Source organism: Fulvivirga sp. AWR4_260 (assembly GCF_056158185.1).
The window spans coordinates 3,625,560-3,645,323 of sequence record NZ_JBSWSU010000015.1 but is presented as its reverse complement, the minus strand read 5'-3'; the positions used below and the strand labels follow the sequence as shown (position 1 = coordinate 3,645,323).

The following is a 19,764-nucleotide window of genomic DNA, read 5'->3' as shown; positions in this document are numbered from 1 at the left end:
AATTTATTGAAATCTTACTTTAATAAATGCAAATATCTACTCTCTCTTACATTCAGCTTTTAAAAAGTTAGTGCCTTTTGCGTGGTTAAGCTGTCAAAAATGACCGTCAAATATCATTTATATTATTTTTTGATGAGAATAGAATAAATTCTTACATACCTGCCAGTTCCTGCATTTCGAGATGCCATCTCAGCTTTTTTTCAACTTAATTAGTGATAATGATACGCCATAGACTTGGTGTTGTGTTTGGGCTTATTAATCAGCCACCCTCATGCAGATTAATTATGGACACAGCATTTCAGGTATCCTACCGAATGATTTCGTTCGGTTAACACTGTATTAACAAGAATAAACACTACTCAATTATTGATGAATAAAAAAACTGTATAAGCTAACCATTGACCAACTTAAATCAACCTAACTATGAATCAGTACAAAATTCTCGCAGTTACTCCTTGTGAGTATCCTGATGTCAATTTTGTTCTGTCCGTACTTAAAAGCACAGCATTTCCTGTATTGCATTTAGGTAGCGACAGACAGGCAGCCACGGCAGCGCTAACCACGCTTGTATCAAAAACAAAAAAAGCTTTTGGGGTTATTATCAATTCTCCTGAAACGCAAGACATCGAATTGCCTGCACAGGCAGAGCTTCTCATTTCTCCTGCATTTCTTAATCTTACCGTTCCTAAGGAGGTGAAGCACTTTATTCAAGTGCGAAATGAAAAAGAGGCGCTTGATGCCGAATCAGTGAAACCTGAAGGTATAATCATCAAAGGAAGTGATGGTGCCGGGTATGTAGGGAGCGAATCTTCTTTTATATTATTCCAACGAATAAAAAACTTGGTCAATACTCCTCTTTTTATACAAGGAGGCATGGGCATACATACCGCTCCGGCTCTAATGATGGCAGGAGCTGCAGGTGTGGTACTCGATAGTCAGTTGGCATTATTTCCAGAAAGTGGTTTGCCACAGGCTACAAAAGATGTGTTAGCCAAGGTTGATGGTACTGATACCAGAGTGATTGATGGCTTTAGGTTATTGGTTAGGCCAAATTCTCCTAAACTGCCTGAGTTGGCTACATTAGATGATATCAAGCCATATTTGATCAGTAAAGAAATAGACAAAGGGTTATTACCCGTTGGTCAGGATATTAGTATTAGTAGAGACTTGGTGGCTAAGTTTAAAACCATTAAGAAAATGGTTTTTGGAATGCATGAAGCTATACATGCTCATGTAAAACAAGCAAAGGTGCAGGATGTGATCAGTGCTGATAATGCCTTTGCCAAAGAATTTAATATAAAATATCCTATAGCACAGGGGCCGATGACTAGGGTAAGTGATGAACCCGAATTTGCTAATGCTGTTGCTGAAGAAGGAGGTTTGCCGTTCATTGCGTTGTCTTTAGTAAAGGGACAAAAAGCGGTGGATATGATAGAAAATACAAAAGCTCTAGCGGGTAATAAAACCTGGGGAGTAGGTATTTTAGGCTTTGCGCCACAAGAGTTGAGAGATGAGCAGCTAGGATATATAAAAGAGGCAAAACCCCCTGTGGTGCTTATTGCTGGCGGTCGTCCGTCACAAGCCAAACCATTAGAGGAGTTAGGTATAAAAACGTTCCTTCATGTGCCCAGCACTAGCCTGCTAGACATGTACCTGAAAGAAGGTGCAACAGGTTTCGTTTTTGAAGGTCGAGAATGTGGAGGCCACGTAGGTCCTTTGTCCAGTTTGGTGCTTTGGGATCGTCAAATAGAGCGCTTATTACAAGAAGATGACGCTGAAAAGTTCAATATACTTTTTGCCGGAGGTATTCATGATGCACTTTCAACATCTATGATAGCTACCATGGCCGCACCATTAGCTGCCAAAGGTGCTAAAATAGGCGTGTTGATGGGAACCAGTTATCTGTTTACTAAGGAAGCAGTGAAACATGGAGCTATTTTGGAGCAATTCCAAAGTCAGGCGGTGGCTCATAGCGATACGGTACTTTTAGAAACTGCTCCCGGACATGAAACCAGGTGCTTAAATACACCATTTGCTGATTTCTTTAATCAGGAAAAAGCCAGATTAATGGCTGAAGGGCTGGATAAAAAAGAAATATGGGCTAAGCTTGAAAGTTTAAATGTGGGGAGGTTAAGAATAGCCTCTAAAGGTGTAGAAAGACAAGCCGATAAGTTAGTTGAAATTAGCAATGATGATCAATTAACTACAGGAATGTATATGATAGGAGAGGTAGCTGCTTTGCGCCACAAAGTGGTGAGTATGGCCGAGCTACATGAAGATGTAGCTACTGCAAATAAGGCTATTATAGAAGCTGCCGCACTGCCAGAGTATCCTAAAACAAATAAAAAGGCATTAGATGTGGCTATTGTGGGTATGGCTTGTATTTACCCAGGAGCTAAAGATATAGATGAGTATTGGAAAAATATCCTTCAGGGCAAAGACTGTGTAACAGAAGTGCCAGAAGAAAGATGGAACAAAGACCTATACTATGATCCTAATTCTATGAACGGAGAGAAGACACCTTCTAAGTGGGGTGGGTTTATTCCTAAGATAGATTTTGATCCATTAGAGTTTGGTATTCCTCCGCAATCATTAGCAGCTATAGAACCAACTCAATTACTAAGTTTGTTGGTGGCTAAAAAGGCATTAGAAGATGCTGGCTACGCTGATGAAGGAGTTAATAAAGAAGATATTTCCGTAATTTTTGGAGCCGAGGGAGGAAACGACTTGGCTACTAGCTATGGTTTCAGATGTTTATTCCCTCAAATATTTGGCGAGATACCTAAAGAGGTAGATGAGCTACTGCCAAAAATGACGGAAGATTCATTTCCTGGTGTTTTGGCTAATGTGATCTCGGGTAGAATTACCAACCGATTGGATTTAGGCGGTAGAAATTATACTGTAGATGCAGCATGTGCTTCTTCATTGGCTGCAGTAGATCTTGCTTGCCAGGAATTGATTTTAGGTAAGTCTGAAATGGTATTGGCTGGTGGTGTAGACCTCCACAATGGTATTAATGACTACTTGATGTTTAGTAGCACGCATGCGTTATCTCGCAAAGGAAGGTGTAAGACCTTTGACAAAGATGCAGATGGTATTGCTTTAGGCGAGGGTGTAGCCGTGGTAGCACTTAAACGCTTAGAAGATGCAGAGGCCGATGGTGATAAGGTGTATGCTGTTATTAAAGGAGTTGGAGGATCTAGTGATGGAAAAAGTCTTGGTCTTACCGCACCGCGCAGAGTAGGGCAGGTGAAAGCGTTAGAAAGAGCTTACGAAAGTGCAGGTATTTCTCCTGCTGACGCGGGCTTAATAGAGGCACATGGTACAGGTACTGTTGTAGGTGATAAAACTGAAATCAGTGCATTAACAGATTTGATGCTTCAGGCGGGTGCTACTGTTAATCAGACACACCTTGGCTCAGTAAAAACTCAAATAGGTCATACTAAATGTGCTGCAGGTATTGCTGGGCTTATTAAAACTGCCTTGGCATTGCATCATGGAGTAAAACCTCCTACCATTCAATTAGAAAATCCGAACCCATTCTATAAGCAAAATTCTAGTCCTTTTGCCTTTAACACACAGGCGGGAATATGGACAGATAAAAGAAGGGTGGCTGGTATCAGTGCATTTGGCTTTGGGGGTACTAACTTCCATGCTGTACTGGAGTCTCATAAAAGTGAAGTGTCGCAGGCGTCTGCATTAAAACAGTGGCCGGCAGAACTGTTCGTATTCAGAGGTGATAATTATGAAGAAGCTATAGCTATTGCCTCTACGGTAAAGGATATTTTAGATCAAAATGAGAATGTTTCTCTTAGAGATATTGCCTTTAGCCTAGCTACACAGTCAGATAAAAAAATACAGTTAACTATAGTAGCTGAAGATGCTGGTGATTTAGTAAATAAACTAGAAATAACCAGCAGAGGAGTAGCTACCAAGGGAGTTTATAAAACAGAAGCGAAAGAAGGTAAACTGGCGTTTGTTTTCCCAGGTCAGGGCAGTCAAAAAGTAAATATGGCGAGAGAGCTCTTTGTGGCTTTCCCTGAAATGCGCGAATTGTTGGCCGATCAGCCCGAGTTGCAAAAAGTGCTATTCCCAAGCACTGTTTTTGATGGTCAACTGAAGCAAAAACAAACCGAAGAGATAAAGGATACTCGCAATGCGCAGCCATTATTAGGGGTGGTAGACTATGCCATTGCTAATTTCTTAAGAAAATTAGGCATAGAGCCTGATATGGTGGCAGGCCATAGTTATGGTGAATTGCCGGCATTATGCTTTGCTAATGTAATAGATAAAACAAGCCTTGTGGAATTAAGTAAGGCCAGAGCTAATTCCATACTTAGTGCCATTGATGGTGATCCGGGCACTATGCTAGCTGTAGGGCTTTCAGAGCAAGAATTGATTCCTTTGCTAAAAGGAGAAGAAGGAGTTTATGTTGTGAATTTAAATTCTCCAAAGCAGCAAGTGCTTGCAGGTGCTACTGAGAAAGTGCATGCTTTTGCAGAGAAACTAAAAGCTCAAAATATATCAAGTAGATTAATACCGGTGGCATGTGCATTTCACAGTCCATTATTGGCCGGAGCCAAAAATCTATACACAGAAGAATTAAAACATTACAATTTTGCAGCTCCTACTTTAGATGTATGGTCTAATACTACTGCGGCATTATACCCTACCGCTCCTCAGGAGATTAAAGATAGGCTGGCGGATCATTTGGTGATGCCCGTTAAGTTCTATGAGCAAGTAGAAAAGATGTATGCCGATGGTGCCAGAATATTTGTAGAGGTGGGGCCAGGCAAAGTATTATCATCTTTAGTGAAAAATACTTTGGGCAAAGATGAATTGCTCATCACTACCGATGGTATTGCTGGGGAAGGCGTGCAGCACTTATTAAATGCTGTGGCACAATATATTGCTACAGGAAGAGACGTAGATCTAAGTTATCTTTTTGACGGCAGAGAAGCAGTAAATATGGAGCTTTCTGAGCCTTCTAAATATGCTAAGAGTAAAGCACTTTGGTATGTGAATGGCCATTATTCAGTTCCTGCTCATGGTAAATTGCCAGCACATGGAGCTAAGCCAATCACTAAACAAATAAAGTTGACGGCTGGGGGCAGTATGCCTGCAGCACCAATAGCAAGTGCTGGTACTGAAAAATTAGTGCAAGACTACCTTAATAATGTCAAGAGCATGGTAGATGCTCAGAGAGATGTGATTCTCGGTTATTTAGGGCATACACCTCAAATGCCAAGTGCTCCTAGTCCGCAGATAAATATTCCTGTGGCGGCAGCTTCGGCACCTGAGTCTAAGGCTGCTCCACAGCCAGTACAAGCTCAAGTGAGCATTACACCAGATTCAATAAAAACTATTCTGATGGATATTGTTAGTGAAAAAACTGGCTACCCTAAAGATATGTTGGGCATGGATATGGATATGGAGGCTGACCTTAGTATCGATTCTATCAAACGAATGGAAATTACCGGTGAGCTGAAAGTGAAATTGGGCGGATTTAAAACAGCAGGAAAAAGTGAAGAGGCTTTAATCGAAGAATTAGCAGGAATAAAGACTTTAAAAGGTCTGGTAGATTGGATCGTGGCGAACGTAGAGCAAACACCTGTTAGCAATGTGGCGGCTGTTGCTACTGAGCAGGTGGCTTCAAGTACTACTAATACCGATATAAAGGGCACACTCATAGATATAGTAAGTGAGAAAACCGGATACCCGGAAGATATGCTTGGCATGGACATGGATTTGGAGGCTGATTTAAGTATCGATTCTATCAAACGAATGGAGATTATTGGAGACCTGAAATCCAAGTTGGGAGGTTTTAGCCAAACTAATAAAACTGAAGAACAGCTAGTAGAAGAACTAGCAGCTATAAAAACCTTAAATGGTTTGGTAAACTGGCTAAACGATAGAGTAAAAACTGACGTGAAGGCAGAGGTAATTCAAACCCCAGTTGCTGAAGCTGCTCCTTCTGCAGGGGAGGCTTGGACTGTAGATAAGATCAAAGCTTTATTGATAGGGATTATCAGTGATAAAACCGGTTATCCTGATGAGATGTTGGGTATGGAAATGGACTTAGAGGCCGATTTAAGTATCGATTCTATCAAGAGGATGGAGATCATCAGTGAGTTACGTACCAAATTAGGTGGCTTTAAGAAAACGGATAAATCTGAGGAGGCGCTTATCGAAGAGCTGGCTGGAATCAAAACCTTACAGGGTCTTGTAGGATGGTTAGCAGAAGCGGTTACAGTATCAGCAGAAGTAAAACCTGCACCTGTTGCTAGCAATGGCAATGCTATGCAGGCAGCAGATATTCCTAAGAAAACCGGTCTTAAGGAAAAAATCATCAGGTTAATGGTAAAATTGTCTATACCTGAACAAACTGATACTGATAGCGGTGCACTGAAAGGTCAGCGACTGGCCGTTACTGATGATGGAGGAGATATAGCCATTGCAGTAAAGGCATTGTTAGAAAATAATGGCGCCACGGTAGATATAGTAACAGATATACAAGAGTTAAAGGCTTATGATGGTCTAATATTGTTAGATATTTTTGAATCTTCAAAACGACCTCATATCATTGACTTTGTAACCCTTACGAAAAAGCTTGATCCTGAAAAAGCTAAGTGGGTTTACGCTGTGTCTGACTTAAAAGGTCATTTTAATACGTCTAAAGACATTAAGATGCTTAGGAACTTCCAAGGTTATAGCGGATTCCTAAAGAGCTTAAATAAAGAGTGGCCTCAAACCAGATGTAGAACCATTAATTTGGGAAGTCCATTATCAGCGGAAGATACTGCGGGTGTTGTGCTTAACGAATTATTGCTAAAAGATAACCTCATTGAGGTATTCTACCAAGATGATAAAAGACAGGCCTTTGAACTTGTGCCAACGGAACTTACCAGTGGCACTTCACCAGAGGTAGCTCTTGATAAAGACTCTGTAATATTAGTATTAGGAGGTGCGCAGGGAATCACAGCCGAAATGATGATTCGCTTCTCCAGAGAATATCCTTGTAACTATGTTTTGGTGGGAAGATCGGCAGATCCGAGAGAGGAAGCAGAAGATGCATTTACTTTCTTAGCTACCAAAGATGAAATCAAAAAAGCACTTATACAGCAAGGTGAATTTAAAAAGCCAGCTGAAATAGAAGCTAAAGCACAAAAACTATTCAAGAGAAATCAAATTTTAGGCACTATCAGATCCTTGGAAGCTAATGGAGCTAATGTGGCTTATCATGCCATCGACCTAAGAGATGAGAGTAGTCTGGGAGGTTTGTTAGATGGGCTTTATGAAAAGCATGGTCGTATAGATGGTGTAATTCATGGAGCTGGTTTATTGGAAGATAAGTTGTTCCAAGACAAAACCCCTGAATCTTTTGAAAGAGTATTTACCACTAAAGTAACACCTATAAGAGTGTTGGCTGAGAAACTACAAGATGATGTTCAGTTTGTGGTATTGTTCTCAAGTGTGGCTTCAGTGTATGGTAATAAAGGGCAAACAGATTATGCTGCTGCAAACAGTGTACTCGACATTTATGCATGGGAGTTAAAAGAGAAATTTAAAGGAAAAGTAATCTCTATTAACTGGGGGCCTTGGAAAGGGGCAGGCATGGTGTCACCTACATTGGCACGAGAGTATGAGCGTAGAGGGATCGCACTTATTCCATTGGAAGAAGGTATGGAAACCTTCATCAATGAAATTAAATACGGTCGCGATAGCCAGGTGCTTATAATGGCAGAATAATTTTTCAGAGCCTTTAATCAAAATTACCATGCATAACAATAACGATATTGCTATCGTAGGCATGTCGTGTGTTTTTCCCGGAGCGGGAGATGTACATGCCTATTGGGATAACATAAAGAATAAGTTTAATGCTATTTCGGAAGTTCCTGAAGATCGCTGGGAGAAGGTCTATTATGATCCTTCTTCCACAGCGGTAGATCGGTTTTACTGTAAGAGAGGTGGATTTATTAACGATTTCGCTGATTTTGATCCTCTCGAGTTTGGAATAGTGCCAATAACCGTAGAAGGCACCGAGCCCGATCATTTGCTCACCTTGCGTATGGCCAAGCTAGCCCTAGAAGACGCTGGCGTTTTTGAAAAGAATCGTTCTCTGGAGAAAACGGGCATCATTCTGGGCAAAGGAAATTATATGGGTACAGGTATTACCCGCTTGGTAGAGCAAATGCGTACCGGAGAACACTTGGTGAATCTTTTAAAAAGTGTAGCTCCAGATGTAAGTGATGCCGAACTCGATAAAATAAGAAAGGGCTTTCAGAAAAGTACGGGCCGATTTGGGCCTGATACTGCCATGGGACTAATTCCTAATTTGGCAGCTTCATTGGTAGCCAATAGACTAGATCTAGGTGGTACAGCCTATACTATCGATGCTGCCTGTGCCAGTTCTCTTATTGCCATAGATCATGCTGTTAGCGAGCTAAATAGCGGCCGTTGTGATATGGTGCTTGCGGGAGGTATTCACCTTTGTCAAAATGTCACTTTCTACAGCGTTTTCACTCAATTAGGAGCATTGTCAAGAAACCAAGAGATTAGGCCGTTTGACCAAAATGCTGATGGCTTACTCATAGGTGAAGGCTGCGGTATGGTGGCACTAAAAAGGCTGGAAGATGCGCTTAAAGATAAAGATCATGTATATGCGGTTATCAAAGGTGTGGGCGTAGCTAGCGATGGCGGAGCCACTAGTTTGATGAGCCCTGCAGTAAAGGGGCAATCAAAGGCTATAGAGCAAGCTTGGAATAAAGCTAAGGTAGAGCGTGAAGTAGGATATATCGAAGCACACGGAACTGCCACTCCGCTAGGCGATAAAACCGAAATAGAAACATTAACAAAAGTATTTGGAGGGCGAAATGGAACTCCTCTAGCAGGCCTTGGTTCGGTAAAATCCATGATTGGCCACGCAATGCCAGCAGCTGGCATTGCGGGGTTGATCAAAACTACTTTGGCATTGCATCATGGGCAGTTGCCACCTACTATCAATTGCGATAACCCACTTAAGGCTATAGATGATAGTCGGTTTATGACTGTAAATGAGGTGGTAGATTGGGATCAGACCGAATTGCCAAGACGTGCAGGGGTTAATGCCTTTGGTTTTGGAGGTATTAATGCGCATGTGGTTTTAGAGGGCTTTAATGCGCCCACAAACGAAACAGGTAAGAAAATTTACCCTGTGGCTAAGGCTGAGCTGAAAAAAGATGAGGTGCTGTTGTTGGCAAGAAACACTGCCGAAGAGCTGGTGCATGCCTTGGAAAATGGTGAGGTAGAGGTTGGTCATGGAGATCATGCCTTGGCATTATTTGAGCCTACAAATGAGAGGATAGAGAAAGCAATAAAAATAGTAAAGCGCGGAAAAGCTTGGCGAAACAGAAATGACATATGGTATACTCCTGATCCACTACTTAAAGATGGTGGTAACTTATGCTTCTTGTTTCCCGGACTCGATGCACTTGAAAAAAGTACTATAGATAGTGTTTGCCACTATTTTGATATACCTCGCTTAGAGCATGCTGAATCTTCAGACTTGGTAGAGTCAGGGATTAAGGTTTTTGAGGCCAGTATGATACTGGATAAAGCACTGAAAAAATTGGGTGTGGTGCCTGATATGATTGCCGGACATAGTTTAGGTGAGTGGATAGGCTGTTTTTCAGCGGGTATATGCGATGAGAAGTTTGTGTTAAAGCTTTTAGCACAGTTAGATCCTCATTCCATCACCGTACCAGATGTATTCTTCTTGGTGGTAGGTTGTAGTTTAGAAACTATTAAGCCTATAATAACTGGCATTGAAGATGTTTACCTATCACATGATAATTGTCCTCATCAAGTTATCCTTTGCGGAAATATTGTAGGAATTGAGAAATGTAAAGAGTTATTAAACGAGAGGAAAATATTCAATCAGGTGCTTCCTTTCCAATCAGGTTTTCATTCGCCATTCTTTGAAGATCATATCAGTCAGCTCAGGGATAAAATGGATATTCTGAATGAGTTGCCTCAAATACCATTATGGTCGGCCACTACTACAGGCTTATATCCTAACGATATTGAAGGAATAAGAGAGCTGTCAACCGAACATTTAATAAAACCAGTGAGGTTTAGGGAGTTGGTTGCCAAATTGCACGATAGTGAAAAGGCCAATGTGTTTGTGCAAATGGGTGCAGGCGGTTTAGTAGGCTTTGCTGACGATACGCTTAAGGGCAAAAGGTATTCAGCGCTATCTGCTAGTTCACCCAAAAGAACAGGCTTGAATCAATTGCAACGAGTGGTGGCAGCGTTGTTTGTGGAGGGGAAAGAAGTGGATGTGAATTTCTTGAATTTGATGAAAAAGAAAAGAAGATCTCATCCTATGAAGTTGGCTTTAGGACTACCATTAGTGAAGGAATTTGAAAAGGTAGCTTTGCCTAAGCATGAAAAAGTGGTGATTAAAAATGCACCACAGGTATCTGCAGTATCAGCTGATGCGCACCCATTGTTAAAAGCTTTTCGGGATAATTTTGGCGCTATTGAATATGCGCAGCAAGAAATTGCTTCAGCGTTAGAGTCACGATTTAAAAACTCAGGCCTTGACAGTAACCCTTTATCTGTGGCGGTAGATTTGCCGATTGCTCGTAAGCCAGAGGCAGCCATGGCTATGCAGCCTTTTGAAAAGCCAATGGAGCTGTCGTTGCGTACTTTTCCTGACTTGGTAGATCATGCCATGTATTATCAGAAAGAAGGTTGGAAGCATATGGAAGATATATTTCCTGTGGTGCCCATGACTATGCTTATTCAGTTAATGGCAGAGTTGGTGCTAGAAAATGTGCCTGACAAGAAAATACTAAAAATAGAGAATGTGCAAGCGTTTAAATGGACTATGGTGGCAGAACCTATCCATTTAACGGCTAAAGGAGAGTGGAAAAGCTCTAATCAAATTCATGTTACTTTAGGGGACTACGCCAGGGCAGACATTACTATTGGTGATGGTTATGGACAGTTGGTTTTTGCTACCATCAAAGACTTGGGGGCAGCCATGCAGCCAGCTATTGAAGAGTCTGACATATATACAGAAAAGTACATGTTCCATGGCCCTGCTTATCAGGGGATAAAGAAATTTATTGAAATGGGTGACAGAGGTATGCGTGCCACCATAGCTACAAGTACCGGTAAAGGTTCACTATTAGATAATGCAGGTCAGCTTTTCGGTTTGTGGTGTCATTTGGCTATCCCAGAAGATCATGTGGCTTTCCCTATTAAAATAAATGAAATCCGCTTTTACGATGATATTATGGATCAATCGGGAGATATGGAGTGTACTTGTCAGCTACAGAGCCTGGATGAGGATTTTCCAATCTGCAATATGGTTCTTAATAGAAATGGTAAAACTTGGGCTACCATCACAGGCTGGCAAAACCGAAGACTTGGTTTCAATAAACGATTGTGGGGTGTTTCGCGCAAAGTGATGCTCAATATGCTTTCTGAAGAGGAGCTGCCAGGAGTATTTGTATTTAAAGATGAATACAGAAGAAGTACTGCTTGGGATTTTGTGAATAAAAGATACCTAAATAAGCTAGAAAAAGACGTGCTCGAAACATTGCCATTGCCTAAGCGCAAAAGTTGGTTAATGGGGCGTGTGGCGGTAAAAGATGCTGTTAGAGATCTTATTTTCAAAGAGAAAGGTGTAAAGCTATTCCCTGCAGAAATCACGGTAAAATCTAATGATGTAGGTAAACCTTTTGTAGTTGGCGAAGGTACCGAGTTAGGAAATATAAAAGTATCGCTGGCGCATAAAGATAAGCAAGCCGTGGCTACAGCTACTTATAATGAAGATCCGGGCATTGATATAGAAGAGATAAAAGACAGGGGTGAAGGGTTTTTAAACCTCTCATTTTATGATGAGGAGATGGCTCTCATACCTGCCGGAGAAGATAAGTGGGAGTGGGCTACCAGATTTTGGACCGCCAAAGAAGCTTATGGCAAAAGTTTGGGAGTAGGACTACACGGAAATCCCAAAAACTATAAAGTGGAGGAGGTAAGAGGCGAAGAATTACGAATAAAAGATAAATGGATCAAATCAACCTTAAACAATAATTATATAATCGGATGGACACAATAAACACCACAGCATTAGGAAGTAGAGAAGAAATTCTTGGAGTAATGAAAACTATTATTTCAGATGTAATTGGCGAAGAGTTCGTGGAAGATCTCGAAATAACAGAGCAGAGTTCATTTACTACAGATCTTGAAATGGATAGTATTGAAATCGTCTCCTTTTCTGATCAAGTAAAGGAGCGTTTTGGAGACAATATTGACTTTACGGGGTGGCTTACCAATATGAATCTCGATGAGATCATTAACCTGAAATTGAAAGATGTAATAGACTTTATCCAAAAATGCCAATAGTAACCTTAAATACCGGTGATGTGCATGTTCAGGAGTTTAATAAAACTGCGGAGGAGACCATTGTGCTAATACATGGCATGTTTGGAAATCTCTCTTTGTATTATTTTGAAATAGCTCCCTTGTTGGCTGAAAAGTACCATGTGGTTTTGTATGACCTTAAAGGACATGGCAAAAGTACCAAAAGCTACGATGGATATCGACTGGATTTGCTGGCAGATGAATTACAAGCCTTAACCGATCAAATGAAGCTTGCTAAGTTTCATTTGATCGGCTATAGCTTTGGTGGGCTAGTGGCGTTAAAGTATACTCAAAAATATAGCTATAAAGTAGAGAAGCTAGGGGTTATTGATTCTCCCGATTTATCTACTTTAAATAAAGGATCCTTTGCAGAGATATATCAGAAGGAGTTTCTGAAACCTTATTTTGAAAAGTATAGCACAGAGAATATTGAAGTGCTTTTAGAGAAAAGGCCTATGAAGAAGTTTTCTTCTATGTTCAATTTCTTGGCTAATCATTCTACTCTTTCTGTTGATGTGGCATGTGATAAAGACTTTTTTTATCAGTCTAATCTTTCAGGTATAGTAAAGGAAACACTCTTGTTGTATGGATTGCAGTCTAGTTTCTACAGTGCAGGCCAGTATTTGAATAACACCATGCCGTTTACCTCTTTCATCAGTGCTGACGGAGACCATAGTTTTCCAATGACCTCGCCAAGTGAAGTAGGCAGTGTGTTAATGAAATTCATGAACCATGAATTGATACCTGCGGGTATATAACAGCCAATTTTAGGCTTGTAACTACTTAATGATTTAAACCAACACTGAATTTTAGTTCACAGTAATAACAGAACTAAAATTTATAAAACGAAGAAATTATGTCAAGATTTATGTTAGTTGTACCTCCGTTTTTCGGGCATATAAGCCCGAACCTAAGCTTAGGTGCAGAGCTTATTTCCCGCGGGCATGAGGTGGTATGGGTAGGCATTAGGCCGTTGGCAGAAAAGCATATACCTGAGGGAGGGCAATTTTTGGTGCCCGAAGAGGAGCTGGCAGACCATCAGCAAGAAATAGATGAGATATTGAAGAAGCAGGATTTAGGTCCTACATTATCTGCTTTTGAAGTAATGAAGTTGGCGTTACAAGAAACCTATATTCCATTTTGTCGATTGATGATGCCGGGAATGCTCAGGTTGGTGGAGGAGTGGCAGCCCGATATTATTATTCATGATGAGCTTATGTTTTGTGCTCCGCTAACAGCGCACATCAAAAATATACCATTTATTACCACTATTGCTGTGCCGCCAAAGGTGTTTAATCATAGTAGCGAAGCTATGAGAATGCCTAAAATAGAAGAATGGGCTATGACTCAAACACTGCAGCTGCAGCGCGATTTTGGTGTTATGGGTGAAGAGGTGAAATTAAGGTCTGAACAGCTTTGTTTGGTTTCTACTTCAGCTCAGTTTACTGATGCAGAAGGATTGGCTTCTCATTTCAAATTTGTTGGGCCACTAATAAAGGGTAGACCGAGCGCTGTATCCTTTGACTGGGAGCGTCTAGATGCCTCTACAAAGCCCAAAGTATATGTTACTTTAGGTACACTACTAGTGGATATCAGAAAGAAATTCTTTACTCAATTGGTTGAGACTTTTGCTGATGCTGATATCACTTTTGTTTGCGCTACCAATCCTGATATTATGGAAAAATGGCCAGATAACTTTATAGTACAATCATATGTGCCACAGTCTGAGATCATTCCTAAGATGGATGCAGTTATTTGCCATGGTGGTTTCAATAGTGTGAATGAAACCTTTTATCATGGCCTACCTATGCTCATTATTCCTATTGCTTATGACCAGTTTTACATTTCATCATTGGTGGAGAAGGCAGGATGTGGAATTCCTATCAGATATAAGCGACTAAAAGCCAGTGCCATGAAAGAGGCATTGTATAAAATACTAGAAGAAGATACTTATAAGCAAGCTGCTTTAAAAATACAGGAGTCTCTTAGAGCATGTGGCGGCACAGAAAAAGCCGCAGATTATGTTGAAAGCTTTGCTGTACGCCAAGTAGGCGTAGTGGAAGGGGTTTAACCTCGTTATAAATATTACCTAATCAACCAACCTTAACATTACTAACCATGGCTAAATTCTTATTTATAGTGCCACCATTTACAGGTCATATCAACCCTACATTAAGTTTGGGGCGTCAGTTAATACAAGCTGGGCATAAGGTGGCTTGGGTAAGTATTACAGATGCTTTTGGAGGGCAGTTACCCGATGGTGCCGAATTACTCCTTATTAAAGAAGGCGAAGACGGCACAGGAGGTGAAGATTATTTTAAGCAAATTTCAGAAAAAGGGCAGAATACATTTGGGATAGAAAGTGTGAAATTTCTATATGAAGATGTACTAGTGCCCATGTCCAAATTTATGTATCCGGGTATATGTAAATATATAGATGCCTGGAGGCCCGATGTTGTTATTACCGATCATCAGGTATATGCCGGAGCTGTGGCTGCTTATAAAAGGAGAATTCCTTATGTCACTTCGGTAACAGCACCTACAGCCCTAAAGGCCATGACTGATATGCCTAAAATACTTGAATGGGAAACAGAACAAATTGTGGGTTTGCAGCAAGAATTAGGGCTTGAACTCGATCAATCGATAGCATGCTCAGAGCAACTGACCCTTGTTTTTACTTCTAAAGAGTTTTTAGGGGATATGGAGTTTCCTGAGTATTATAGCTTTGTGGGGCCGGTAATAACTGGTCGTCCGGTGGCGTTTTCATTTAATTGGGCTCAATTTCAAAATACACCAGGCCCTAGGGTGTTGGTTTCTATTGGTACCACATTTGACCTAGAGCATAAAAAGGATTTTTTCAAACGAGTGGTGGATGGGCTAGGAGGGTTACCTATGACTGTAGTAGTAGTGGCAGATGATAAGTTATTTGACGAATGGCCTCATAATTTTATTGTTCAGCCACGAGTGCCACAACTAGAGTTATTGTCTTATATGGATGCAGTGGTTTGTCATGGAGGGCATAACACTGTTTGCGAATCATTGACTCATGGCTTGCCATTGATTACTACACCTATAGCTTATGATCAATCTCATGTATCATCTCAGGTAGTAGAAGCTGGTTGTGGTTTAAGGTTGAAATTTAAAAGGTTTAAAGCTCAGCAATTGCAAGATGCTGTAATGGAGGTTTTAAACAATCCTTCATATAAACAGGCGGCAGAGAAGATAAAAACATCTTTTGAAACCTCTGGAGGCACAGCCAAGGCTGTGGAATTATTAGAAGATTTAGTGCCTTTAACCTCTGCTGCAGTATGAAAAACTTAAGAAAATTATCCGTTGGGGAGCGTATCATGTATGTTAATGGAGAAGAGCCATTTAACCTGTATTTTGGATACAGAATAAAGGGGCGAATTTCATTAGGACAAATAGAGTATGCGCTAAAGAAAATACAAGAAAAGCATCCTGTACTAAGAGCCGCCATAAAAGAAGGTAAAGACGGTTTGCCCTATTTTGAAGTAAAAGATAGGTATCACTCCATTCCGGTAAGAGTGGTAAGATGGGAAGATGAAAATAGCTGGTGGAATGAGGTAGAGCATGAATTAATCACTCCTTTTGATTTGCAAAACGGACCAGTGCTGCGCATCGTATGGCTAAGAGGAGAGGGGGTTTCTGACCTTATAGTGGTTAGTCATCATTGTGTGTGTGATGGAGGCTCTTATATTACATTGTTGTCAGAATTACTGCGCCTGATAGATAACCCTGATGCTACCATGATTCCATATGATATGCCCGGAGCCACCATGGAGCTTCTTCCCGGAAAATACAAGCTTTCATTATTTAAAGCGCTGTACACTAAGGTTATGATTAAAGCCGTTTCGGGTGTTTTTGGTACTATCAATCTTATAAAAAAAGAAAAGGCTAATAAGCTACAAGCTATTAAGTGGAGTTTGCAGCCACATCAGACCAAAGCAGTACTCAATGCATGCAAAAAGCATGGTACTACCGTGCATACAGCACTTTGTGTGGCTTTGATGCGTGGCTTCAACGAAATTGATGGTAATAAAAAGGACAAGCATAAGGTGCTAAATCCTGTGGATATCAGGCGCTATTTACCACAAATAAAGCAGGACATGCTTTATTCTTTTGCTCCTGCCATAAACTTTTGGGTGAAGAGTAATCGTGACGTTGACTTCTGGGAGGTGGCTAAAGAGGTGAAACACGATATGGTAGCTGAAATGGAGGAAGATAAAATCTTTAAATTTTTGGCTAAGGACGATGCCGCTCAAGGCTTAGTGCCACAACTAGTCAAGTTTCTGAAACGCACCAAAGGAGGGCATTCTTTGACCTTAAGTAACTTGGGTAACCTGCCCATTCCTGTAGATTATGATAATTTTAAATTAGAGAGTATGCTTGGCGTTTTGGCCGGTTTTCCATGGTTTAATGCCAATACGCTTTTGGTAAATACACTATCGGGGGTCATGAGCTTCGTGCTTATAAGTAATGAACAAATGCTTACAAAGGCACAAATGGAGATGATAAGAGATGTAAGTATGGATGAGCTCCAAAAGGCAAGTGGCTGGCAAGATAAAATAGATTTAAAAGGAGAGTTTGTGATGAGCGAAAACTCACTAACCGCAGTTTTATAAAAGACTAACATATGGCAACTATTAATATTAGAGGTATAAAAACACATTATCAGGAGTTAAACCCAAAAGCGCATGAAACCATAGTAATGGTGCACGGGCTGGTAGGGAATTTGGCGCAGTTTTATTTTACTATAGCACCGGTATTGGCTGAAAAGTACAGGGTAATTATGTATGATTTTAAAGGGCATGGTAAAACAGAAGTGGCGCCTTCAGGGTATGAAGTAGATACGCTGGCGGATGATCTGCTTGAATTAATGCATAAGCTGAACGTAGAAGATTGCTACCTGCTTGGTTTTAGCTTCGGTGGTATTATATCTATAAAATTTGCCTTAAAATATCCTGACAAGGTGAAGAAACTGGCCATAATTGAATGCCCAAACCCTATTGCACCTACTACAGAAACAGTAGCGCGGTTTAAAGATGTAGGTGTTACTGGTATGAAAGATATGCTGCCAGAAAGTGTTCAAAAGAACTTTTTTGGTAATGAAAGAACACTTGAGAAATCAAGGAAAGCATCATTGAAATTATTTAATACTACAACTATTGCCGTTGATATAGATAAGGACAAAGATCTCTCAGACCATGACTTAGCCGCTATTTCTCAGGAAGTGATATTGCTATATGGTAAAACCTCTGATTGTAATGATATGGCGCAGCGTATTATGGCTAATGCACCTAAAGCGGTCTTAAAAATGAAAGATGGAGGTCATTTTTTCTTAATGGAGGCTACTAACGAAGTTTCAGCGGAGTTAAAAGAATTTTTCAGAGAAACAGAAATCGTCAGTTAAAGCATGGTCAAAGTTTTAAGCCTTATGAGTAAGGTTGAAAATAGAAGTGATTCGTTAAGGAGTTTTCTAGTAAAAAGGGTCTTGATAAATTTGAGTATCAATGTGGTTTTAAACTTTTTAATACAGCTTTATGCCTTACATAAGTTTGAAAGCCTAACCTTTTTTACTGGTGAGCAGTCTATTGCTAAAGTGTTTCTGCCCTTTTCATTTTTTCTGCCCTTTTTTGTTACATTAGATTCTATCAAAAGAACCTACGATAGTGCCATATCGGGCGAGCTTCCATACGTTTTTGATGATCATTTTAAATGGAGTAAATATGCCTGTTTTAGCGGCTTGCGTAATGCATTGTACTCATTTAGTTCTTTTTCTACGGTTATTATCTCATTGTTTTTATTGCTGCCCGAAGGTTACACCTTCAAAAGTATACCTGTAATGTTATTATTGACCTTAATGGCAGGAATATTAGCCTGCCTTTTTACTGTGCTTCCCATTTTGAAATTAAAGAGAAAAGGCATTATGATGTTGTCATAATTCTAATTGTCGGTGTTTTAAAAACCGATCTGCTATAAGTTGATAAGACTCTAGTCTATCATCAGGATCAAAAGTAATAGTAGCTATCATCACTTCATTAGTATCGTATTCCTTGGCAAGTAATCTTATTTTTTCTTCCAGTTCATCTGGCGTTCCGGTTATAAACCGTTTGCTGTTAAAATCAATTCTTTCTTGCTCTGCAGTAGTGTACTTCTTATTTTTTACTTCATCATAAGAAGGCATACCTTCTCTCGCACCACCTCTCCCTAGGTAGAGAAAGCGGTAATCGAAAATGGCACGTGTCTGCTTTATTTTTTCTTCTGATTCTGAGCAGAAAGCGAAAATGCTGACCTTATGAGTAGGGTTGTTCAAGCTTTTTGAAGCATGAAAGTTAGCATGGTATGCCTCAATGGCATCCGGGCCACCTACAGGGTTTATGAAATGAGCAAAGCTGACTCCCATGCCAAAATAAGCTGCAAATAGAGCACTCTGTCCGCTCGATGTCAGCATCCATAGCTCGGGAGAATGATCAATATAGGGCGTTGCAATAGTGCTTTCATGTATGGAGTCAGGGGCATCTGAGTTGTATAAAAAGCCCTGAAGATCGAACAGTTGTCTTGTGTAATCTTTTTCGCTGAATGTATTAGAAGGATTAAGTAGTCCGGCTGTTCTCATGTCGCCTCCGGGAGCTCTTCCGAGACCTAAGTCTATTCTGCCAGGGAAAAGAGCTTCTAAAACCCTGAAGTTTTCAGCTACTTTTAAGGCGCTATGGTTTGGGAGCATTACCCCTCCAGACCCTAATCTTATCCTCGAGGTTTGGCTCGCCAGGTGAGCTATCAGTACTTCTGGTGCTGAGCCCGCAAGTCCCAAAGTATTATGGTGTTCTGAGACCCAATAGCGATAATAACCAAGCTTATCAGCAAGCTTAGCTAAAGCGGTTGATTCCTTTAATGATTGCTCGGCATTACCACCTTTAGGTATGGGGGATTGGTCTAAAATACTTAATCTCAACATTAGTTTTTCAAGGGTTGACTTAATCGTTATACGGAGAATAGTCTGATGGGATTACGAAATAGAGCTTATTTTATGCTTGTTTTTTATAGCGCTTATAACTTTTAATAATCGATAGATATATTATATATAAGTAAAGTTTATGGCATTAATAAAATTATATTATATTGGAGTTCCAATTAACGTTTTGGACTTAAAATTCTATTTTCCAACCATATAGCACGCATTTTTTATGGTTATTCCAATATTTAGGTTGTGATAAATTGGTGGATTTAGGATGGGGGATATTGAAGAAATAAGCTTTAGGAATTATCGAATTTTTAATAATTGATTGTTATTAAATTGAATTTTTTCCGTTAAATGAGTTTAAATAGATT

The 19,764-nt window shown here is 40.3% G+C and carries 10 protein-coding genes; 9 read left to right on the top strand and 1 reads right to left on the bottom strand.

The features are described from left to right. Positions 1-423: 423 nt before the first annotated feature. The 9 genes from ACXACQ_RS21405 (at position 424) to ACXACQ_RS21365 (ending at position 18,376) form a co-directional block, all read left to right on the top strand. Positions 424-7,749: an SDR family NAD(P)-dependent oxidoreductase gene (locus ACXACQ_RS21405; RefSeq protein WP_474978043.1), complete on the top strand. Its 7,326-nt coding sequence runs from the start codon at positions 424-426 to the stop codon at positions 7,747-7,749. Positions 7,750-7,777: 28 nt separating this feature from the next. Next, positions 7,778-12,109, top strand: a complete 4,332-nt coding sequence (locus ACXACQ_RS21400) for a type I polyketide synthase (RefSeq protein ID WP_474978042.1) — start codon at positions 7,778-7,780, stop codon at positions 12,107-12,109. Further along, positions 12,097-12,396: an acyl carrier protein gene (locus ACXACQ_RS21395; protein WP_474978041.1), complete on the top strand. Its 300-nt coding sequence runs from the start codon at positions 12,097-12,099 to the stop codon at positions 12,394-12,396. The genes ACXACQ_RS21400 and ACXACQ_RS21395 overlap by 13 nt, the downstream gene beginning before the upstream one ends. Then, entirely contained in the window at positions 12,387-13,172 is a 786-nt protein-coding gene (locus tag ACXACQ_RS21390) for an alpha/beta hydrolase (protein ID WP_474978040.1), read from the top strand. The genes ACXACQ_RS21395 and ACXACQ_RS21390 overlap by 10 nt, the downstream gene beginning before the upstream one ends. A gap of 98 nt (positions 13,173-13,270) precedes the next feature. Further along, the gene (locus ACXACQ_RS21385; RefSeq protein WP_474978039.1) at positions 13,271-14,485 is read left to right on the top strand and encodes a glycosyltransferase; all 1,215 of its coding nucleotides are present in this window, start codon (positions 13,271-13,273) and stop codon (positions 14,483-14,485) included. Positions 14,486-14,532: 47 nt separating this feature from the next. After that, positions 14,533-15,726, top strand: coding sequence for a glycosyltransferase (locus ACXACQ_RS21380; protein ID WP_474978038.1), 1,194 nt, complete (start codon positions 14,533-14,535; stop codon positions 15,724-15,726). Then, complete coding sequence (locus tag ACXACQ_RS21375; protein WP_474978037.1) at positions 15,723-17,057, top strand: condensation domain-containing protein; 1,335 nt, start codon at positions 15,723-15,725, stop codon at positions 17,055-17,057. The genes ACXACQ_RS21380 and ACXACQ_RS21375 overlap by 4 nt, the downstream gene beginning before the upstream one ends. A gap of 11 nt (positions 17,058-17,068) precedes the next feature. Further along, positions 17,069-17,845, top strand: coding sequence for an alpha/beta fold hydrolase (locus ACXACQ_RS21370; RefSeq protein ID WP_474978036.1), 777 nt, complete (start codon positions 17,069-17,071; stop codon positions 17,843-17,845). Positions 17,846-17,869: 24 nt separating this feature from the next. Further along, a complete protein-coding gene (locus ACXACQ_RS21365; protein WP_474978035.1) occupies positions 17,870-18,376 on the top strand; it encodes a hypothetical protein in 507 nt (168 codons plus the stop codon). On the opposite strand, the gene ACXACQ_RS21360 is transcribed toward ACXACQ_RS21365, so the two are convergent. Beyond that, on the bottom strand, positions 18,371-19,390 hold the full coding sequence (locus ACXACQ_RS21360) for an LLM class flavin-dependent oxidoreductase (protein WP_474978034.1): 1,020 nt from the start codon (positions 19,388-19,390) through the stop codon (positions 18,371-18,373). The genes ACXACQ_RS21365 and ACXACQ_RS21360 overlap by 6 nt on opposite strands. Positions 19,391-19,764 lie beyond the last annotated feature (374 nt).

What these genes read in the sequence shown, in the direction of transcription:
- ACXACQ_RS21385 (WP_474978039.1), top strand. Translation starts at nt 13,271, where the DNA reads ATGTCAAGATTTATGTTAGTTGTACCTCCGTTTTTCGGGCATATAAGC.
- ACXACQ_RS21360 (WP_474978034.1), bottom strand. Translation starts at nt 19,390, where the DNA reads ATGTTGAGATTAAGTATTTTAGACCAATCCCCCATACCTAAAGGTGGT.
- ACXACQ_RS21365 (WP_474978035.1), top strand. Translation starts at nt 17,870, where the DNA reads ATGAGTAAGGTTGAAAATAGAAGTGATTCGTTAAGGAGTTTTCTAGTA.
- ACXACQ_RS21395 (WP_474978041.1), top strand. Translation starts at nt 12,097, where the DNA reads ATGGACACAATAAACACCACAGCATTAGGAAGTAGAGAAGAAATTCTT.
- ACXACQ_RS21405 (WP_474978043.1), top strand. Translation starts at nt 424, where the DNA reads ATGAATCAGTACAAAATTCTCGCAGTTACTCCTTGTGAGTATCCTGAT.
- ACXACQ_RS21375 (WP_474978037.1), top strand. Translation starts at nt 15,723, where the DNA reads ATGAAAAACTTAAGAAAATTATCCGTTGGGGAGCGTATCATGTATGTT.
- ACXACQ_RS21370 (WP_474978036.1), top strand. Translation starts at nt 17,069, where the DNA reads ATGGCAACTATTAATATTAGAGGTATAAAAACACATTATCAGGAGTTA.
- ACXACQ_RS21380 (WP_474978038.1), top strand. Translation starts at nt 14,533, where the DNA reads ATGGCTAAATTCTTATTTATAGTGCCACCATTTACAGGTCATATCAAC.
- ACXACQ_RS21390 (WP_474978040.1), top strand. Translation starts at nt 12,387, where the DNA reads ATGCCAATAGTAACCTTAAATACCGGTGATGTGCATGTTCAGGAGTTT.
- ACXACQ_RS21400 (WP_474978042.1), top strand. Translation starts at nt 7,778, where the DNA reads ATGCATAACAATAACGATATTGCTATCGTAGGCATGTCGTGTGTTTTT.